This window comes from Gimesia sp., from assembly GCF_048262075.1.
In the GTDB taxonomy this organism is placed as follows: Bacteria; Planctomycetota; Planctomycetia; order Planctomycetales; family Planctomycetaceae; genus Gimesia.
The window spans coordinates 116752-136964 of record NZ_JBLXFK010000004.1 but is presented as its reverse complement, the minus strand read 5'-3'; the positions used below and the strand labels follow the sequence as shown (position 1 = coordinate 136964).

Annotated in this window: 18 protein-coding genes; 5 read left to right on the top strand and 13 right to left on the bottom strand. The window is 42.4% G+C overall.

The genetic code is table 11. The annotated features are described in order from the left end of the window. Positions 1-94 precede the first annotated feature (94 nt). The 4 genes from ACN0YH_RS10285 to ACN0YH_RS10270 form a co-directional block, all read right to left on the bottom strand. The gene (locus tag ACN0YH_RS10285; protein WP_417379487.1) at positions 95-664 is read right to left on the bottom strand and encodes a hypothetical protein; all 570 of its coding nucleotides are present in this window, start codon (positions 662-664) and stop codon (positions 95-97) included. Between the two features lie 55 nt (positions 665-719). Beyond that, the gene (locus ACN0YH_RS10280) at positions 720-1556 is read right to left on the bottom strand and encodes a hypothetical protein (protein WP_417379486.1); all 837 of its coding nucleotides are present in this window, start codon (positions 1554-1556) and stop codon (positions 720-722) included. Between the two features lie 321 nt (positions 1557-1877). Further along, on the bottom strand, positions 1878-2459 hold the full coding sequence (locus ACN0YH_RS10275) for a YHYH domain-containing protein (protein WP_417379485.1): 582 nt from the start codon (positions 2457-2459) through the stop codon (positions 1878-1880). Positions 2460-2471: 12 nt separating this feature from the next. Next, positions 2472-2696 carry a DUF350 domain-containing protein gene (locus tag ACN0YH_RS10270; protein ID WP_417379484.1) on the bottom strand — a complete coding sequence of 75 codons (225 nt, stop codon included), beginning with the start codon at positions 2694-2696 and terminating at the stop codon, positions 2472-2474. Positions 2697-2989: 293 nt separating this feature from the next. Between ACN0YH_RS10270 and ACN0YH_RS10265 the strand changes: the two genes are divergently transcribed. Together ACN0YH_RS10265 and ACN0YH_RS10260 are read left to right on the top strand one after the other, a co-directional pair. Continuing rightward, positions 2990-6367, top strand: coding sequence for an AAA domain-containing protein (locus tag ACN0YH_RS10265; protein ID WP_417379483.1), 3378 nt, complete (start codon positions 2990-2992; stop codon positions 6365-6367). Positions 6368-6706: 339 nt separating this feature from the next. Beyond that, positions 6707-7756 (top strand): endonuclease/exonuclease/phosphatase family protein, encoded by a 1050-nt coding sequence (locus tag ACN0YH_RS10260; RefSeq protein ID WP_417379482.1) that lies wholly within the window; start codon positions 6707-6709, stop codon positions 7754-7756. A gap of 625 nt (positions 7757-8381) precedes the next feature. Here the strand turns inward: ACN0YH_RS10260 and ACN0YH_RS10255 are convergent. From ACN0YH_RS10255 to ACN0YH_RS10215, 9 genes are all read right to left on the bottom strand, one after another. Beyond that, positions 8382-9329, bottom strand: a complete 948-nt coding sequence (locus ACN0YH_RS10255; protein WP_417379481.1) for a hypothetical protein — start codon at positions 9327-9329, stop codon at positions 8382-8384. Positions 9330-9604: 275 nt separating this feature from the next. Further along, entirely contained in the window at positions 9605-9805 is a 201-nt protein-coding gene (locus ACN0YH_RS10250) for a hypothetical protein (protein WP_417379480.1), read from the bottom strand. A 148-nt stretch (positions 9806-9953) separates the two neighbouring features. Then, a complete protein-coding gene (locus ACN0YH_RS10245) occupies positions 9954-10301 on the bottom strand; it encodes a hypothetical protein (RefSeq protein WP_417379479.1) in 348 nt (115 codons plus the stop codon). Beyond that, positions 10298-11164, bottom strand: a complete 867-nt coding sequence (locus ACN0YH_RS10240; RefSeq protein ID WP_417379478.1) for a plasmid pRiA4b ORF-3 family protein — start codon at positions 11162-11164, stop codon at positions 10298-10300. The genes ACN0YH_RS10245 and ACN0YH_RS10240 overlap by 4 nt, the downstream gene beginning before the upstream one ends. A gap of 29 nt (positions 11165-11193) precedes the next feature. After that, positions 11194-11379 carry a hypothetical protein gene (locus tag ACN0YH_RS10235; RefSeq protein ID WP_417379477.1) on the bottom strand — a complete coding sequence of 62 codons (186 nt, stop codon included), beginning with the start codon at positions 11377-11379 and terminating at the stop codon, positions 11194-11196. Beyond that, on the bottom strand, positions 11369-13984 hold the full coding sequence (locus tag ACN0YH_RS10230; RefSeq protein ID WP_417379476.1) for a P-loop NTPase fold protein: 2616 nt from the start codon (positions 13982-13984) through the stop codon (positions 11369-11371). The genes ACN0YH_RS10235 and ACN0YH_RS10230 overlap by 11 nt, the downstream gene beginning before the upstream one ends. After that, positions 13981-14136 carry a M48 family metallopeptidase gene (locus ACN0YH_RS10225; protein ID WP_417379750.1) on the bottom strand — a complete coding sequence of 52 codons (156 nt, stop codon included), beginning with the start codon at positions 14134-14136 and terminating at the stop codon, positions 13981-13983. Before ACN0YH_RS10225 ends, ACN0YH_RS10230 begins: the two co-directional genes overlap by 4 nt. Before the next feature lie 29 nt (positions 14137-14165). Further along, positions 14166-14990: an FRG domain-containing protein gene (locus ACN0YH_RS10220; protein WP_417379475.1), complete on the bottom strand. Its 825-nt coding sequence runs from the start codon at positions 14988-14990 to the stop codon at positions 14166-14168. 353 nt (positions 14991-15343) lie between these two features. Next, positions 15344-16204, bottom strand: coding sequence for an FRG domain-containing protein (locus tag ACN0YH_RS10215; RefSeq protein ID WP_417379474.1), 861 nt, complete (start codon positions 16202-16204; stop codon positions 15344-15346). A 490-nt stretch (positions 16205-16694) separates the two neighbouring features. On the opposite strand from ACN0YH_RS10215, the gene ACN0YH_RS10210 reads away from it, so the two are divergent. From ACN0YH_RS10210 to ACN0YH_RS10200, 3 genes are all read left to right on the top strand, one after another. Then, positions 16695-17606, top strand: coding sequence for a nuclease-related domain-containing protein (locus tag ACN0YH_RS10210; RefSeq protein ID WP_417379473.1), 912 nt, complete (start codon positions 16695-16697; stop codon positions 17604-17606). Between the two features lie 126 nt (positions 17607-17732). Next, the gene (locus tag ACN0YH_RS10205) at positions 17733-18902 is read left to right on the top strand and encodes a hypothetical protein (RefSeq protein WP_417379472.1); all 1170 of its coding nucleotides are present in this window, start codon (positions 17733-17735) and stop codon (positions 18900-18902) included. A gap of 43 nt (positions 18903-18945) precedes the next feature. Then, a complete protein-coding gene (locus tag ACN0YH_RS10200) occupies positions 18946-20184 on the top strand; it encodes an HNH endonuclease (RefSeq protein ID WP_417379471.1) in 1239 nt (412 codons plus the stop codon). Positions 20185-20213 lie beyond the last annotated feature (29 nt).

Sequence of the window (20213 nt, the reverse complement as noted above, 5' to 3'; positions counted from 1 at the left end):
TGGATTTATATGAATCCGCAAATCTTAGAACCTCTCGTTCTTGGGCCATATGATGCTTTCTTGGCAGGGGCTCATTCATCCAAGAACAGGAATTTCAATATTGCAGGAAATCTGATAATCCCTCGACGGTCCCATTTCTTCCGACTAAAGCAAAGGTGATTTTGGATGTTTTTATTAATGGACGTTCACTACATTGATCGGAGAGTCTGCGAAACTTCTCCGATAGTGGAACGGCGACCATTAGGCAATCATCTGGACCTACCTCTTCTATGGTCATTAATTGCCCGATTGCTTCCCGCATGAGAGGATATTCAGGACTTCCTTTTTTGGGAATCAGCGGTCCTTTTTTTGACTCAGCACGAATTCTTCGAGTCCCGATTGTTGCAACTACATCCCCAACGCCAGATTGAGCTGAAACCACCAGTGTTTTATCTGAATTTCTATATTGTCCTTGCCACTGGTTCTTCCCTTTCTGTTTTTCCATCTCCCAACCATTTGTTTCGAGAAAAATAGAAATGGGAAATATATCTTCTCCATGGACTCTGATTTGGGCACCATCAATTGCAACCAAAGCATTGCCATTTGATTTTGGATGATCGAGTAAATAAAAAGCGAGCCGTAGGCTTACTTCTGCTTCTGGCATTCTATCTTCGGGTAATTTCATGAGCTGTTTAATACTATTATGCCCGTCTGATAACCCGTAAGGACAACACTCTTATTTACTTAATGAGTGACTTAGACCATGGTCCTTTTGCACGCCATTCTTTTTTCATATCATCACATAGCATCTTTAAGGATATGGGATTGAGAGTATTACCTTGGAAATTGGCTTTAGTGTTTTCCAATTTCTCAATATCATTCAAATGACTTTTGGGATTATTATTACCCTGATATTTAACTGGTGTTCTCCACACTACGATTCCATTATTATTTTTCGTTTTATAGTTGTCCTTAAGATCGTTTAAATCAATAATTACTGTACGTAGAGGGCTGTCATAAGCGGGGATGACAAATTTATTCAAATAATCAACTCCCATACGTCTCCAATCATGAATACAGTAAAACACATTTAGAACAAGATAAACTTTGTGCATTTTTAGTTTGTCATCAGTTAGACCAATCAACGACTTCAAGTGTCTGATATCATTATTCTTTTCACTTCTCCACGTCCAATTTGCATCGCACCATTTTTTTGAAACGGTTTTATGCATAAATCTATAACGAAAATCAGTGTCATATGGACCAACAGAAATATCATAGCCTGCTTGACTATGGCTTTCAGAATGTAAACTGGGTATCTCGAAAACTCTACTGAATTCTACGTTTGCTTTCATAGCAAACACAGACTGAAAAAGATAATGTGCAAAAGAAGCCACCCACTGTCCCTCATAACTCGAACATAATTTACAAACTTGTTTTTTTATATCTATTGTTCGAGGGTAATCCGTTTTGTTTTTTAAATCATGCTCTTCAGAAAGTTTGAAAATAGCATCTTTAATCAGAGGTGATGTAAACGCACGGGTTCTTTTTTTAGGGATAGTATTTTGGGGGGGCATGATAGTTGGTCCTCTTGATGACTTATCTTCTCGATTCGTACTGTGACATGTTTTATGGACTTAAAACACAATTAATGTAATGATTGTATGTAGCGTCACAAACTCATCCCCGTACTATTTACTCGCAGCCACTGCTTCCGTTTCAGATAATCTGGCAGAACCTTTATCCACTCCATTCCAGAATGCTTCTGTGTGGTGGCATGAATTAGATGAGCCAATTTATGACCCATGATGCATTTTAAGTGAAACTGAGTATCCCTTCTGTGCTATAGGATTCTCAATTATGGTGGAGTTCTAATATCTGCTTAATTGATGTGACACCTACTTCTTCAACGTCCCCAATATTTCCTTCGCCTCATTGGCAGCTCTTGTATTTGGGTGATCATTGATTAATTCCTGAATTCTCTTCTCAGCAGAGGAAGTCATTTTCTTTTCCATCAACCATTTGACTAAACCTAAAGCCTCTTGTGCTTTTTTCTCTTCTTCAATCTGCTCTTGAGCTTCTTGTTCTTGCGATGCTTGATGATCGATCTCTAAAAGTTTCTTTGCTTTATTACCGGACTTCGTTTCACCATAGTTACTCACTGTTTCTCTCAGGAGCGAAAGTGCCCTGTCGAGTTTTTCTTTCGCCAATTTTTCAGGATCAGGCTGAACAATTTCCATTTTTTTAACAGGTGCTGATATCGATCTTGGTAATGTCCGAGCGGTCGAAGGGAAGGTAGTTCTTGGTTGAGTTCTAACTAAGCTCAGTGATGATGGAGAACTCCCTCCGTTGTGGTAATGATAATCACCAGTTCGTCGATTCATATGCCCGCCCTTAGAATCAGTCCGACCAGAATGAGCGAAAGAAAAATTCACTGGAACGATTACACAAATCAAAATCCATGAAACATAATTCTTCATTTCGTTTCTCCTCTATGGGTGAATTGCTGATGAAACCACAATGCCCAGTGAAATGATCATTGAAGCAAGAATGATCGCAATCGGAATGTTTCCCTGTTTCACCAATTCCCACTCATCCACATCTTTCGTAGAGAGATCAAACATTTTAATGGCGATGATGATTCCCAGTCCCATTGAAACTGAACCAACCAAAGCCCAGCCGAACGTGATCAAATAAGCCATCCAGATACCACTCATATTTCGCCCCTTAAAAGATTTTTATGCCACATGTTTACTCAAAGACGAATACAGCAAAATTGCGATCAAGACCATAAAACTTCCCACATCAAAATCAATAAGGGTTCTGGAATTGAATTCGAATAGAAGTAACTGGCTGTAACGCCAGTAATTTTGATTTAAATAGAGTCAATATAATTGTGCCAAATGGATTGAATGTATACTATCGAGTATTGCATTAAAATACACTAAAATGATCGAAATGTTCACATTAAATAGAATTATTCAGCGGGATCTATAGAAAATGACTTCAAATGGATTATGAATTCGGTGACGACTTTGACGATCCTGAATCGATGGAACTTACCGATTTTGAGCCAGCAAGATTCAGTTCAGTTCTGGGATTACCATCTGTAGATGCCTCGATTCTGGATGATGCAAGCTATGCTGTCAGGCAGGAGTTCAGAAAAGAAAGAGAATTGCGTAGACTCTATTGCAAAGAGATCAGCGTCCTATCCGAACAGGGACGGGGAACTATTTACGCTATTCTCTTGGAAAGTTCGGTTGAGTCCGATTGGACTTGGGAGGGGGCTTTTGCATTTCGTCCCCAATCACTCGTTGACAATGAAGATTCCCCTGACTGCTACCATGAGAATATCGCTCACGAAAACGAAGTTCTGTGGTCCGGCGAAATCGTAGAAGTCGATGAGCAGAATAACTGTCTATTCATCACGCTGGAAGATCCTGAGCATCATCCACAAGCAGGAGCTTTCTTTGTTCGACCTTTCGAATTTCTGTCAGTTCTTGATGCAGTCTATAACGAACCGGCATTTGAAGAAATCAGAACTGAGTTACCAGCCAGATTAGAAGCAACTAAGGGTAATATTCATCCACAGATTGCAGAAACATGTTCAGAAGGACTTCCACACTTAAACAACTTATGGAACCACTCTTGGAGCATTCTGTGGGGACCACCGGGGACAGGAAAGACATACACCACTGGATTGCAAATCGCATCAATATTGGATGATCAAACAGAACGTATTCTTGTTGTTTCGACGACCAACAGAGCAACTGATGCAGTTGCTCTCTCGATTGGTAATGCAATAAGAACACTTGATTCATCTTTCTTGGAGAATGGAGAGATACTGCGAATTGGTAAAGGTGCCTCGGCCCAGAGGTTCAAAGCAAATGATCTGGTAGAGATACTTGAAGGCACTGAGTCAGAGTTGCTTTCAAAAATTGAAAGACTGACACAAGATCTTAATTCAACTGAATCCTCAGATGACAAAGCATTCGCCAGAAAGCAAATATCAGAACTGCGGTCGAAAACGAACGATCAGAGTAAACTCATTTTTTTCGATCCTGATGTGAGAGTCATTATTTCAACTGCTTTTAAAGCAATGAGTTTCCTGAACGATTCCACGATCAAGAAATTGATTGAAAATGGTGACGCACCATTCACTACAATTTTCATTGATGAAGCTGGGTTAATTTCCCGTACTGCGGTTGCTGCATTATCATTACTCGCAGCAAAACGAGTTGTTTTAGTCGGTGATTCGAAGCAACTAGCTCCGATCAGTCGTATAACTCGAATTCTGACAACTCGGCAACAGACATGGTTGGCCAGCAGTGGCCTGAGTCATCTGGATGAGATTGAAGAAACTCCACCAGCAGTTCATGTCCTTTCAGAACAGCGCAGGATGCATCCAGACGTATGCAAAATCGTTTCGAATTATCAGTACGATGGATTTCTGAAAACAGCAACGGAGACAATAGACCGGGAATCGTCATTAGCAACATTTATTTCAGATTACTCCAGAGCAATCTGGTACGTTCTTGATGAAGAAGACTCAGAACTTGTATCAATTCGTGCAAAGAGAGGTCCGGGCAACAAAAGCTGGATGAGATCCATCACTCCTGACATCTTGCAGAAGTTGTTCTCAGTATCTTCTGTCAGAGAATCTAAAGGATTGTTTATTTCTCCATTTAAGGCACAGGCTCAAACCATTTCGAAACTGTTTTCACAATGGGATCTTCCGAACTGGGAAGCATCAACAGTTCATAGCCAACAGGGTTCAGAAGCCGATATCGTAATATTCGATACAGTGAATGCCAGTAGTTATAGTTGGCCATTTGAAGAATGGAAACGGCTTACGAATGTTGCTCTGAGCCGAGCCAGAGAAGCTATCATCGTTCTGGCTAGCCGTAGTGAAATGGAAGAACCTTATCTGAAATCACTTACTGCGGAATTGACTCCAAGTGTACTGGTTCAGGAAGGTGCTGCTTTTCGCTGGCAAAAGGTCGATCTTAAAGCGGGCAATACTCATAATTCTGATCATGGTCCATCAAAACAAAAAGTGCAGGGGACCGATAATTCGCTTGGGGGGCAAATAGCTAATCGACAGTTGATGAAACCGATTCTTTCCGAGGAGCAACAACGGCTCACAAACTTAAAACTGGATGGAAAGCCTCGTCTTGTACGTGGAGTGGCTGGAAGCGGAAAGTCCATTGTTCTTTGCAACTGGCTTGCTAAAACAGTGAAGCGAATGATCGACACGAAGGATTTCCATGTATGGGCTGTCTATGCAAATCGTTCTTTGCATAAACTTCTGCGGGAGTCAGTGGAATCAGCGTGGAGATCTATGTCAGCAGGTGAGTTATTTGATGAAGGTGACTTTCCGTGGGAGTCGGTCTCTCTATTACATATTAAAGATGTTCTCACAGAAATTCTCCCAATTGCATCACTGACCATGAATCGATTCGAATTTGATTATGATCGTGCGGCGGAAGAGTTTCTGAATTGTCACGATCAATCAGAAATGCTCCCACGCTGTTCAGCCTTGTTTATCGACGAGGCTCAGGACATGGGACCTTCCACTTTGAAGCTTCTGCTTTCCCTTGTCGAACAAACTGATTTGGAAGATCCCAATAGTCGTTCTGCTCACATCTTCTACGATAACGCACAGAACATTTACGGTCGCAAAACACCGAAATGGACAGAGTTCGGTCTGGATATGCGTGGTCGCTCCACGATCATGCGTGAGAGTTTCCGCTCAACGACGCCAGTAACAGAACTTGCTATAAACATTCTCAATCAACTCACGCCAAAGGACAAAAGACAGGACCAGCAGGAATTGATCGAAATGGGCTTGGTTGAACGAACTCAAAATGGACCTGAAGAATGGCTGAAAGTCAGTTACAATCAGATCGGTGGTCCCAATCCAATCTTTCATTCGTTCGATGATAGACAGGCTGAATTGAGCGCCATTTTCAAGCACCTAAAACACTTAATCACAGTAGAGAAGATCTCACCATGTGATATCTGCCTGATTTATAATTCAAATTCTGCCGTCCAGCTTCTTGAATCTAAATTAGGACCACTATTGTCTAAGATCAATGTGGAATTATCAGTTCAGACAAACCGAGCTTTTGAAAGGCGACCTAATACGCTGATCGTGACAACTTCACATTCATATAAGGGGTATGAATCGGAAGTAGTCTTGATTCCGTGTGTGGATCAGTATGTGACTGGAGATGGACAAATTCTTTCCAACAATTTGTATGTGGCAATGACTCGTGCCAGATCTTTGCTGGCGATCTATGGAGTTAAAGGTAGATCAAGTGATTTGGTCAGTGTAATTGAATCCTGTGTTGAGATTCAAAGTGCCACGCCAAAAAATGAGACCTAGTTCGACGTCAGGATGAATTAAATGACTTCAGTTTAGTTGGCAACACGATTTAGTCTACTTCAATAACTCACTCAGTATTTGTTCATTCAACGTTGCGAATTCAGATATTATCAACATGCTGTGAGAAGAATATTTAACGAACATCGTGAGTAAGTCTGGAGTTTCTTAGAATTATCAGTCAGCAACTATTATTCTGTGATTAGCTTGAATCTCACTTGAAATCGAAGTCTTTTGATATAAGGAAATAGTTTTATAAGTAGTGTGTGGTTTTAATATTGATTTACCTATGGTAGGGTACATGAAGTTGCACTCCACCTCATTCTCTTAAAGGAATTTGACATGGCTGCTCGAAAACAATTGTCTTTTGCCACATGCAATCTCTTCAATATTAATGAGCCGGGTCTTCCAATGTATCGGAATAAGGAAGGATGGTCACAAAAGCAGTATGAGGCAAAAATTGAGTGGCTTGGCAATGCGATAAAAACTATTGATGCCGATGTATGGGGGTTTCAAGAACTCTGGCATCGGAAATCTCTGACAAACGTATTCAAGAAGGCTAAGCTCTCTTCAAAGTACAATCTTTTAGCACCGACCTCACACAAAGGAGGCAAGATTATTTGTGCTGGTGCCGTTCGCAAAGAGATGCTAGTTGGTGATCCAGAATGGATTGTAGATTTTCCTGATGAGTTTATTTTGACCGATAGTGGGGACGATCCGCAGTCTCCAGATATCGCAGTATCGCTAAAGAGTTTTTCGAGACCAGTTTTGCATTTTAGAATCAAGCCTCATGACAATAGTGGAGTCATTTCAGTCTATGTCGCACATTTGAAATCAAAAATGCCAGCACAGGTATTTAACGAAGATTGGTTCAACAGTAATAAAACATTCTACAAGAGACATACCGAAGGAATCGGTGCGGCTCTTTCTACGATTCGTAGAACAGCCGAAGCGGCAGCATTGCGTATGATTCTTACTGAAAAGATGAAGGGAAACAACGACCCTATAGTTGTCATTGGTGATTTAAATGATAACAAGAAGAGTAATACGCTAAACATCATTACTGGTCAACCAAATTACCTGTTAAGCGGGTTGTCTTTGGGAGGAAGTGATGTAGATCTTTATTCAACAGGAACACTACAGGAATATCGTAGCGAAAGAGATGTATATTACACACACGTGCATCAGAATAGTCGAGAATCGCTCGATCACATCTTGGTTTCACAAGAGTTCTATGACAACTCCAAGAAGCGAGTATGGGCATTCAAAGGCTCAGAGATCATGAATGACCATCTCAACGATGAGGATCATAAGGACAATGGTACGACGGACCATGGAATTGTGAAGGCGACGTTTGAATTTCGGCCTGCGAAGAAATTGATTACTCAGTAATTGGCATTAAGAAAATGCAGAACTACCTGACGAATACAAATAAATGAATGGAGCAAACGTGAGGCACCTTAAAGTCTGAAAGCCCCAGCGGCTAAATCACGATTGATCAGCAGGATGCATATACTCTGCTTGCCTTCGGATGCCGCTATCACCAGACCGACTGAAAAGAAATCTTGGTTATTAAACAGCAGGGTTACTACTTTGAGAAGTTCATCTTATTAAGGCATTTGTCATCCCATTTCTGATAGAACAGAAAATAGTTTGAATTGTTGCTGGTAATTAATTCTAAAAATAGATGAGGAGATTGCTTGATCTTGTGTTGATATGCATATGTTGAGTGTTCCAATATATTGGTCCGTTCATCCAGTAGGAGAGCGAATATCTGAGATTACTCGATTGTCATCAACACGTACTTCAACATTTCTATCCGGCCATCGATTGGCGATAACTCTTAGTATTTTCTGGAGAATATCAACACTATGAGCCGTTGTAAGATCAACGACGTATTCAGTTCCATCATCATCAAATGATGTAAAGCGAAATTCTCTTGGTGGAGTCGCCGTAGATGCTCTATGGAGAACTAGTTTATATCCAATGCAATTGACCCACGTGATACCTTGGTTACTCAAAATGATGACCTTCCATCCATAAATTGTAGAGCACGTATATCTTGCAGTCCATCAATTACTTCCTGCTGGAATGAATCAACAGATGATGCTTCTGGTGGGAATAAATCTGAGTATATTCGTACTGGTAGTCCCTTAAGATCATGTATATCAAATCCACTCTGTTTGCGGTTCCAAGTTGCTTGGAATTGCTTCACGAGTTCTCCATCTTTGGGAGAATTTATAGCCATTTTTGTGTAACGGAAACGAACCGTTCGCCCATCTCGTAATTTTACAACCATAGTACCATCACTCGCTGGTACTTCAGCATCCAAAGTAATCATTGCAACTACTTGGTGGTCTTCTTGGTCTGAATCTCCTTCGAGGGGGAGCACTCCAAGTGTTTCCACACCCAAAATTATTCTTTCATAAGCAGCAACAGGGGCTGTCTCTTCTCCAAGCAGCATATTCCCATCCATTACAAGTGACATAAACACTGGTGCAGATTCTTCAGGAATCCAATAGTATTGACCACAGTAATACCTACATAAATATGAATGATCTGGCTTTTCATCTGAAACGTTCAAAAGTCCTTGTGTGGAAGCAAAGGCTATATAATTCTTATAAACATCATTACGATCAGTAATGGGATTGGACTTAAATGCTAAATATTCCTTCCTTTCACCAGCTACATCAATGTTGAAGACTCGCTGAATAATACTAGCAGACTGGTATCCAAATCCCCCACCCCCACCATATGCGTCAGTACCCTGAAACTGAAAATCACGGTAATCCATGAGTACAAAAGGTCGATGTGTTCTAGCTCTTACAAGATTATCCATTGCCTGATCAATGTATAAATCATTTACTTGATCTCGAAGGTTGGCTTCTTTTCTAATCAGTGAAGTCGCCTGACACCCTACGAGAAGAAGCATAAAACCTACTATTGTTACACGGAAAGAGTTCATATCAGACCTACCACGAAGAAATAGAAATACAGTCTATTTTCAGATTATCGGCCATATTTAGCAATTTTTGTAATTAATGTTCATCATAATCATTATAAACCAGAAATACTATACATTTCATTGGGCATTGGGCACATTGCGCTAACTAGAGAAATGTTTATAGAGTAGCTTAATAACTTGTGCTTCCATCCTTCTTTGCCTGAACCTTGCAGCCTCGGTCGCCTTTCCTGCTTGGTTTTTTCTCTCTCGAATCTGACCAGAATAGACGTTTTCCGTCATGCGCCTCCGTCTGACGATTGTATCTCTTTCAACTGAGACTCGATGTCGGCAAGCCGCCCTGAAATCTGCTGAAGGTACGCAATGATAATTGCGTGTGTAAATTGTGCGTCGATTCCCACTGGCGATTCAGGGAGACTGATATGATTGATGATGTCGGCGTAATCATCCTTGGTTTTCGATATTGGGTCCGCTTTCATTCTGTAATTCCTTTATTGAATTGGGATAAGCGTCGAAGTGAACGCATTGTGGTAGAAGTAGAAAAGCATGGGAAATACGCCAAATTACTATCTCGTCCATTATGCGCATTTGTCTGCATGAAGTGCCTTCTGTAAGAATGAATTATCGCTATTTCGTGTTGTTTACTTTGTTTGCCGCAAACCCAGATTCGTCACCTTGATGGAAAAAGATCATACCATCAATGGTCTCACCATTGATAACTGCCCAGCCTCTTCCTGATGTGGGCGTCATTTCGTCCATACCTTCAAATGTGAACTCGGCTGCTGGTTGGTCATCTCGTTCTGTGTCACACCAATCGATATCGCAGCGGACATAACCAAACTGGAATTCACCGAGACCGTCCTTCCTGAAATCTAAGTAGCCGGGGACTTCCTCATCCACGAAGTCCTGATCCCACTCCGTCATCGATGTGATCCGCCAACGGCCAATGAACTGTGGCTTCTTCTTTGCCATCATATCTGCCTCCAATCTGGTAGCCCTCGCCGCATCACTTTCGTTGTTTTTTCCGAATCGAACTCTTCTGGGTCGAAGTTGCCAGCCCACTCCACGAAATCATCATGTTGCTCGTGCTTCGGATCAGCTAGAGCTTCAAGGAACTCAAGATAACCCCAAATACCGCCGACGTCTTCTGGTGGGCAGTTCATCTCACCTTCAACGCAAAGTGGATATCTACCGCCTTTCTCCGCACGGAGACATCCCTCGAATAGAACCTCATGTCCCCAGCCGTCACCAAAGTCGTACTTATATAGGAAATGGAATCGCTTTCCGTCCTTTGGAATAATATCACTTATCTTGATGACAGTGGAATCGACACACTCAAAATCCTCGAACCCATCGTCCAGTAGTTCGGGATCACCGTAGCGTTCCCCATCGATCTCGAACTGATGAAGATGAGAGTTGGTCCAGCCCATCGCTGTCTGGATTCGTTCATGGAACTTGTCCAACGTGGAGTCCTTGACCTGAATTCGTCGCCAGATTTGCGGCTGAGATTCGAGCAGCGTGATCTTAAACTGGTACAGCCGCTCCGAAGCTGGAATTGAGCCAATGCCATTGGAGTTGTCGAGGGCCTTGGTGACGGCATCCACAATATGTCGTAGAGAGTTTCGCTTCATACCGTTATCGGCGTGGGAGCGTGCGACTTCGGCCTTCTGCTGGATCGACTCAAGTTCTTTGGTGGTGAAAGAGATCGTGCGAGAATTATTTTCGTTGAGCTTCAAACGGTCGGTGAGGTTCGGTAGCATGTCGGCAATGACTTTGCGCTGGGCGGCAGTCAGGAGGACGTTGAAGGTCTCAATCACTTTGCTCATTTCTACTAACACATAAAGTTATCCTTGCGGAGACGAACCGGTCATCCACCGCCTTCTGCTGGAATCGAGTCCCATTTGGCGAATGCATCGAAGAGCGAAAAATATGGCACCTTGACGAGCGGAATGTTGAGCGACGACGACAGCTTGAGAAGCTCCTTCGCCTGCGGATCGGAGTGGATGAACTCGTCGCAGACTGAACGGGCGAATTGAACGGAGTTAATCGGCATCTGCTTCACCCTCTTGTTCGTCTGGTAAAGTTCCTCCGGCAAGGTGCTGACGAGCCGCTCCTACGACATTTGTGACAAGTGGCCGGTCTGCTTCGGGTAGTTCATCGACCATGGACTCAAGTATGTCGATGACTTCACCCGCATGTTCACCGAAAAACTGATCCAGAACTTCGGTGTCAACGGTCATGCGCTCACGCCCGGACACACGAGCACCGAGCAGAACACCACAATTCGCCGCTGCTAGAACATTGCCTTGTCTCAGCCCGTCGAGAATGTAATCGCCAAGCCAGCACCATGACTGCACGTCTGCAAGAATCCTGCCGCTGTCATTGCCCGGATCGAAGACCAATTGGTACAGAGTTGCCGACGCATTCGTGTTCAATCTGGCAGCGAGAGTTTCGCCATCTGTCACTTGTGCTTTTACTATGTCCAACAGATGTTGACGAACGGGTCTACCGTCATCGAGTCTCAGGATTGAATACTGCCCCGGATTGCCATAGTAGTGCCACAGCCCATTGACCATCTCGATACTGCTCGAGGCGGCTTCTGAGATTCGATCTTGCAACCAATCCCGGCTCTCTGGCTGGTTGGAAACTCGCCGATTGGCGAATCGCCATGTGTGGACAAATCCCTGCGAGTCGTGGCAAGCCAACGAGCCTTGTTCCGTCAGTATTCGCCGGATGACCTGCTCGCAGAGCAGCAGGATTTCGTTCCGCCGATTTGCAAAGACTCCACCGGCAAGGTTCTCCCAGATATCGGCGTATCGGGGCAACGTGGTCAACTTTGTCACCAACTCAGTCGCTATGCCCGGTGAATCCAGCCAAGCAAGAATGTCACGGATGACCTCCTGATCTCTTACATCATCCCCATCGATTGCTTCGTTGATGGCACGAATCCAATACCGCTCTTCAGAGACATGTTGTTGACCACTCTGGGAATGTCCATGCCGGGAATTGTCTACAAGCCAGTATTCCGTTGCTGGTAAGATGAACACCATCACTTGAAGTGCGGCTGCTGGGTACCATTCCACATTTTCAGTCGTGCGATTCCAGTCGTCGAGAATTGACTGTCGAATCCCGTCCAGTCTTTCCTGTCCGAATGCAGGTTGTTGACTTGGGGGCGAGTGCAAGCGATCCCAACGACGCATGAGAAACTGAAACCCTTCCGGGGCACCAAACCGCAAGATGTTGACGGCAAGCAGGTGATTGAAATCAATCTCACCGTGTAACGTCCTCCATGCCAAAAAAGTGCGACCTAGAGCATGTCTCAGAGAGCGAGGAGTGTTGAGTAAAGAGGCAACCGCCTGCGGCAAAGAAAACTCCTCGTAATCCCACATCAGCATTCCACTCAATGGATTCCACTCGTAGTTTCGATTTGGGTCACTTAGTCCCACATGAGGGTAAAATGTGTCGTCGAGACATCGCTGACTAACTCGATCAATCAAGCCGGATGAATGGTGTGGCTGGATTGTTCTCAGGAACTCGATGTGGTCACAGAGCTTGGCGTAATCGATGCGTTGCGACGACGAAAGACCTCCGGTGAGTACAAAGCTGAAATTGGAATGCTCCTTCAGTCGTTCAAGGAACGCCAGAACCTCTTGAATTTCAAAATTGCGAGTTTCGTTTCGATCCAAATCCTCAACAATAAAAATCAGTCGCCCATCAATGCTGCCCAACAGATCGGAAAGACGAGAGAATTGATCCATCGGTTCAAGGCTATTCAGAACCAGATTTGAGATCGTCTCTACCCAATCTCCTCCTGCGGAGAAAGTCTGTCGATACGAATCTGGCAGTGAATCAACTTGAAAGGTATCGATTGTTTCAGTGACTTTCGCAACTGCCGAGTTCAGCATGTCATGAATAGCAGACGCCGATGTTTCGAAGCCCCAGCAGCTATGGTGACACACAAAGTATTTGCGACCATCAACCTCACGTCGTTTCAGGCGATCCTTCACCCAGCTTACGATGCTTGTCTTACCTGCTCCGTAGGGACCCACAATCCCAACGGATCGAGTACCTTCCGAGACGAGGATGCTTACACGATGAGCCACAGATTGGTTTCCGAGGAAGTCATACCTAGCTGGTTCATCAGATTTGAGCCAAGGCTCGATTTCTTCCCAAGGGGCGTTTTCAATGTCCTGTAGAGTTACACACTCGGTTGACTCATCTTGCTTTGCTTTAGATTTCCGAAACCTGTGATAAGCCTCCGCCCACAAACCCGAATACCAGCCGACGACCAAGATTGAACCGAGTCCGTAGCCTAGCCATTCCCAAACAGTGGCACGGTAGCCATCGGCGTCGAAGCCGCCAAAAATATCGACAACTGCCACCACGATCCACGCCAGCAGAGCAGCAAGCCATGCTGGAGGATACGTCCTACAGTGTTCGAGATGCCCAATCTGTGGTGATAAAAGCTTGAATAAAACTCCGGTAAATGTAACGCTCAATGAGAACGTGGCGATGATCCTCACCCAATTATTTAACCCGTTGAAATACTCGTGAAGGGCTTTCGGCTGAACTCGAATCAGCGGTAAGAGGATTCCCGCTGCAAGAACGGTCAAGGCAAATATGAGAATTGCGTGATGCCAATGGGTTTTTGTTTTCACCTGACTGCTCCCTCTACCACACAAGCATTCAACCGTTCTCGTCTCTTTTCCCAGTCCGGCATGAGCTTTCTCAACAATCGGTAAAATCTTGGACTGTGATTATATTCTTGTAGATGGCAGAGTTCGTGTACGATTACATACTCGATGAACATTTTAGGAGCGATAATGAGTTCAGGGCTATTTATATTATTGCTTCGACTGGTGCTCCAGCCAGTTCCCATGATTTCATGATGTCTTGACATAGATAGGCCATTTCCGGGAAAAACATAATATCTGAAATACCAGTCAGCTGAATTTCCTCCCGTATTTTTATGATGTGTTTCTTAGGAATCACAATTTTTGCTAAGCGTGGTTTTTCTTCTGATGCTAACATCACTTCGAGCGGTTTATTTATTTTCCCATGCATTGTGAAAACACCTCGCTGAGCAGTTAAACGGCGATTATTATGATGAGGCATTAAAGCAATTGGTTTCTTCGGAAATCGATCTTTTTTAAAAAGTTGTTTTGAGAAATACCTAGCAATTTTTCGACGATCATATCGAAACACTTCATTTTTACCTTTAGACCACTGATTTAAATACCACGGGTCGAGCATCCATACCACTGCATCTGCATTGGGCTTACCACCTTTTCCCTGCCAATCACCTACGGCAAAATATAAGCCAACCAATGATGACTCCGACCAGTCAAGGAGTCTGGTCGGAAGGCCGTAATGTTGCATCAGAAAACTCCACTCCCAGAGGGATTGTGGTTGCCGTCCTTCCAGTAATGGAACAGCCCGTCGCTGGAATTCATCTTGAAGATCGTCTTCATCAATACCTTTCGCTCTTTTTCCGAGACGATACCAACCGGGTAGTAGAGTGTGATTCACGCTACTGAGTCCTCTGAACCATGGATCGATGAACTTTTTCTTCGTCTCCCACGATTCACGGATTTTCATTGAATGCGATAAATAATCTGAAAGCGACTTAGCAATAAGAGTAGTAAAAGCTGTTTTTTTACTCATCACAGTGGGCCCATATTAGAACTTTTCATACTTGTTTTACTGGTTTGCATCGCTGACATGGTGCTAACTTCCCACCAATTCCTTTTGATGCCCATTCATTGAGCTCATCGACATCATTGGAACATATTTTGAGATAGTCTTTCGTTGTCCAATTTGATCGCTTTGGAGAAGAAATATCGCTACAGGATGATCGATGTAGAATAAGATATTTTGGAGATGGTGGGTTCAGGGCATTTACTACAAATCCATTCGGATTCTCATAGATCCATCGCAGGTAGTGTTCGTCATCGTTGATAATGATGATCATTTAATAGCTCTTCCAGATATTTCTCTTCAATATCTACTAACTAAATTCAACTAGTTCGTCCAAGCCGTAGTCTTGCAGGACGTGGACGACCTAAATGATGAGAATATCCTTTTAGTGATGTCGCCATGTTACAAAATTGCGAAGCCCCAAATAGATCTGGAAATGCAGTTAGATGGTTGATATTCATTCTGGACAATGAGCGAAGGCAAACATCACGTTCTAAGTTTGGTATCCGTAATTTCAAAAGCACAGGCACCTCCCATGCTTCATCATGATATTTTCTTACCCAAGTTTCTAAATCAATATGCAATGGGCAGCGTGAAAATAACCCTCCCTGATTCACTAAACGTGGATTTTCTTGAGAAAGCGGAGAAAAGAAATACACAAATTCAGCTTCATTGTTTCCTTTACTTCTGAACTGTTTACATCTTTGTTCCACCATCTCTTTTGCAATAGCATAAATTACCCGATATTCAGTTTGAGGTTCTCCATTTTCTACAAAAGCAAAAAATGCAGCGAGAAAAGGAGAATTCGTCCAATCAAGAAGCGGTGTAGCCAGACCATAATGCTGTCCCAACGCCCACAGGTAGTCCCCGACCATTTCCTGAGACTGCTCTCTACTACGCCCTCGAATGGCATATTGAAAATCAAAATAATGTCGTTCTGCTAAATCATTTAATTTTTCTGATGGAAGGGAAGCAAGGTGAGGCTGTGCTTTAATGAGTCTTGAAAGAGTAGGCTCCAACAACCAGTTATCACACCGATGTCCACGAAAAACGTACTCAGAGTCGTGAATGAATTGCGTATTTATATATTCTTGAAATTGCATCCAAGAACCAAAAGTAACTGTTCGGATACCATTTTCCGTATTTTCTTTCTGCCATTCTCGATCAACTTCATTAGACATTTACCAAGTCCTCAATTTGCTACATCGCTCCGACACCAACATATTTATCCTATGATCGACTGTGCAATCCAGAAAGAAATCCCAGTATAAAATCTCTGGCAGAATACTAATCCGCTACTATTTTTCAGCGACATTCTTAGATTTCATATCCAACCCCCAATTATAAACTAGTACGTTCGAACTGATCAGACAGCCGTTTCAGGAACAGCATCCCGAAAATGAATTATTTATACTCTGAGGCATCCATTTTTCCCCGGAGAATGTCGCAGGCAGCGAAGACCATATGCTCCAGCCGTGCTAACGTCAGTTTTTGCTTAGACATAAGTGGTTGGTCTTTGGTGATATATTTTTAAATAATGCGGACACACTTATTTCCCAGAGTACCAAAACATGGAGATTTGTTCAATAATTGGATCTGCGTCTTTTTAGACGGTTTGAAATGGGATTTTCTTAGATCTGAGCAACGATAAACAGTAAAGCGGCATAAGAAATGTTGTCATTTTTATATTCAACCTTTATTCCCATACTTCTGATGTTTTGCGGTATAGGCGTGATGGTCGCTGTTGCCTACGTATGGAAGCGAAAACAAGACCGGAAGCACCGACAATCACCGCTGACACAGGATTTGATGCGTCCCCCCGGATACTCACTTCAACAGAAAGTAAATGAACTCAATGATGAGGTCTCGTTTTCTTTTATTCTTATGCTTTTAATCCCTTTCTTGCTCTACTCACTTCATGTAAGTCAATCCTATTTTGGTGATGTTCCAGAATCACTTCCCCGCACGATTATCATGCTCATCGTAAGTCTGGTGGCTATTGCCTTTCTGGGATATCGACTCACAAAGGTTTTAACAGAAAGAAAGAATAATGCCCTTGGTTTACAGGGCGAGATGTTTACTGGTGAAGAACTCAATCAGTTGATGCTTTGTGGCTGTCGAGTTTTCCATGACATTCAATTTGATTATGGAAATATCGATCATGTAGTGGTCAGCCCCAGCGGAGTTTATTCAATCAACACAAAAATGCGAGGTAAACCAAAAGTTGGTGAAGGTAAAGCTGATTTAATTATTGATCATCAAAAGAATTCTCTATGCTTTCCTGACTATGAACATCCTATTCCTACAAAGCAACTTGAAACAGAATCTCATTGGCTTTCCCAACATCTAACATCGTCAGTTGGTAGTCAGATTGAGGTGCAATCTATTCTTGCTCTTCCCGGTTGGTATATCAAACAACGGATTGGACGGGGATCTGTATATGTTATCAATCCAAAGAATCCCAAGAAGTTCTTTGTAGGTAATCGTGTCATATTAGATCCAACCAAAATTCAACAGATCGCACACCAGCTAGAACAATTATGTAGAAATGTTGAACCAGTTTTTCGTGAAAAGAAAAGATGATATTTGCTTCCCTTACCGCTTGAGTAAGAGAACAGACTTAATAAAACGGATAGTTCCAGCGGCTAAATTCGAATTCATACTGAAATTCCAGAGATTGATTTGATTAGCAGAAGGTTTAGACAAATAATGACTGCCCAGTTTTATTTTTATGGAACATTTAATGAGGGAAGAGACACTCTTCCATCGAGAAATTTCAGCTTCGTGATAGAAGAAGATCAGGAAGTAGACGTCCCTTCTTTTTTGGTTTGGTTTTTTCGGGATACAGAAAACGAAGCATTACTTTGCAAGATCAGTCGGACAACAAAGCCTGCCGATATCGGGATGACCATCCATCTCTATGATGTAAGAAATATACACCTCGTAAGTCATGGAATATTCAATTCTGTCTATCCAGAATCAAAAGATCTTCTAGACATGTCTGGTAAAGACAAAGTCTCCGACATGCTCTTAATGCGTCAATTAATAGTAGTACCAGACTCAAAGATAGAACTTGTTAAGAATGCAATACTTTACAGCAATAAAAACACAATTGATGAATCATATTTTTCTTTCAAGGGACCTCCCGCCAACTCAGAACTCCAAGTTCAATCCTCAGATGCTCTCCAGACTGCATTAAAATTATTTGGTTTGAATCCTCAAGATGTCCCAGAATTAAGAGAGCACCAGATTCTAGATTTTGACATAGAAAATATATTCCACAGAGGTGAAAAGATCCTCAATACACCAGATGGAAAACACCTTTTCGAACATAATGGACGTCAACTTTATCTACATAAGGTTGACCGAACCAAAATCGAAGAGTGTCTGGGGGTAGACTTCATTTATAATTTTCTCGATGACAGACGGCTAGTTTTCGTTCAGTACAAATGTCAGAAACCGAAAGGAAAATATTATCCAAGCAGTGATGCGAGTCATGATTCTGAAATTGAACGAATGAAATCAATTCCCGGTTTAGACTCTTGTCCTAATTTACAACTAGCTGATGATTGCTCTGCGAGGCTCTGTAGATGTCCTGTTTTCATAAAACTATGCAAGAGAGAAATCTCAAAACTCCACTCAGTTCCATTGGGGGTTTATTACCCTCTCTGTATTTGGAGATATATGGTCTCAAATCAGAAGGGGCTTTCCGTCAATAATGCCCCTCATTTCAATAACAAACAATTTCAAGAATTAGTAAAAACTGGGTTGATTGGATCAACAAAATCACAATCAGTTGACATCAACAATCACCTTGTCAATATTTCGAACGATAATCGATTAAAATTGATCTTCGATGAGAAAAGCATAGCTAATTGATTCGACAATCATTTTTACTTCTCAATAAATGAAAACATCTCATATGCGTTACTTCATCTTGACGTGGCATCCTCACAAATGGGAATGGAAAGATATTCATTCCTGTGTCCAGAGCACAAAAAACAATAATCCAGTCGATGAACAATGGAGTTTTGGTAATCGAAAAGATGCCGATTTAGGGGATCGTGTTTTTCTGTATCGCCAGAAAGACAACAGGGGAATAATTGCTTCTGGCATAATCACGTCCGATGGTGTCTATCTTGATAAACACTTTTCAGCCCCGACGAAGGAAGGCAATTGTGTTGATTGTCGATTTGAAAATATCGTCATGCCAAATGATGTGCTTAGCGTTGATGATTTGAAAGTGATCAAGACTGATGTTCCGTGGGACCGACTACAGGCATCTGGCGTTGAAATCCCAACAGATCAAGGACACTTAGTTGAAAATCTTTGGCAAGCACATCTCAGAAATATAGGAATGAAAAGCGACGAGGCACAAATAGACTTCTCTCAGTTGATTAGAGGTTATAGATATGACAGGAATCAACTTGCTGCATTATGGGGATACGAAGACTTCCATGCTATAGGACGAGGGATTGTCACTCCGGCAAATGAAAAGACAATCATCCTCTTTGTGTCAGAAAAGCACCAGCCAACTTCAACACAGTACGACAATCGCTTTGATGGTGAGCTTCTATGGATGGACGGTGAAGAAAAGCATGGCAATGACCTTCGACTGATGAATACTCTTCATGAAGATGAAGTGCATCTTTTTTATCGGTCTGAAAAAAAGTCACTTTTCACTTATCATGGACAAGTCTTTCTTGTTGAAAGCGAAATAAAAACAACTAGTCCCAGCCGGTTTCTTTTTTCGGTTTCTAATAAGCTCCCAGTTCAGATAGACCAGATAATAGATGAATATAATCCTGAAATTTTCGAAGGCGAAAAGGAAGGGCTGAGGAAGCTACGGTTACACGTTACCTATGAAAGAAGTAAGAGAAATCGTGACGCCGCCATCAAAATTCACGACCCTGTTTGTAAAGCTTGTGATTTTAATTTTGATACATTCTATGGCCAAGAATTAGCTCAATCATACATTGAAATTCATCACACTACTTCAATCACAGAACTAAATGGAAAGCAAATTGATCCAAACATAGACTTAGTTCCTCTGTGTGCGAACTGCCACAGAATGGCTCATCGCAGCAAAGGGAAGATATTGACTGTAGAAGAGATACAGGAACAAATTAAAAAACAAAAGACTGCTTCGGGTAATATTTAAAGCTCCATCGATCCACGATATAAGAAAGA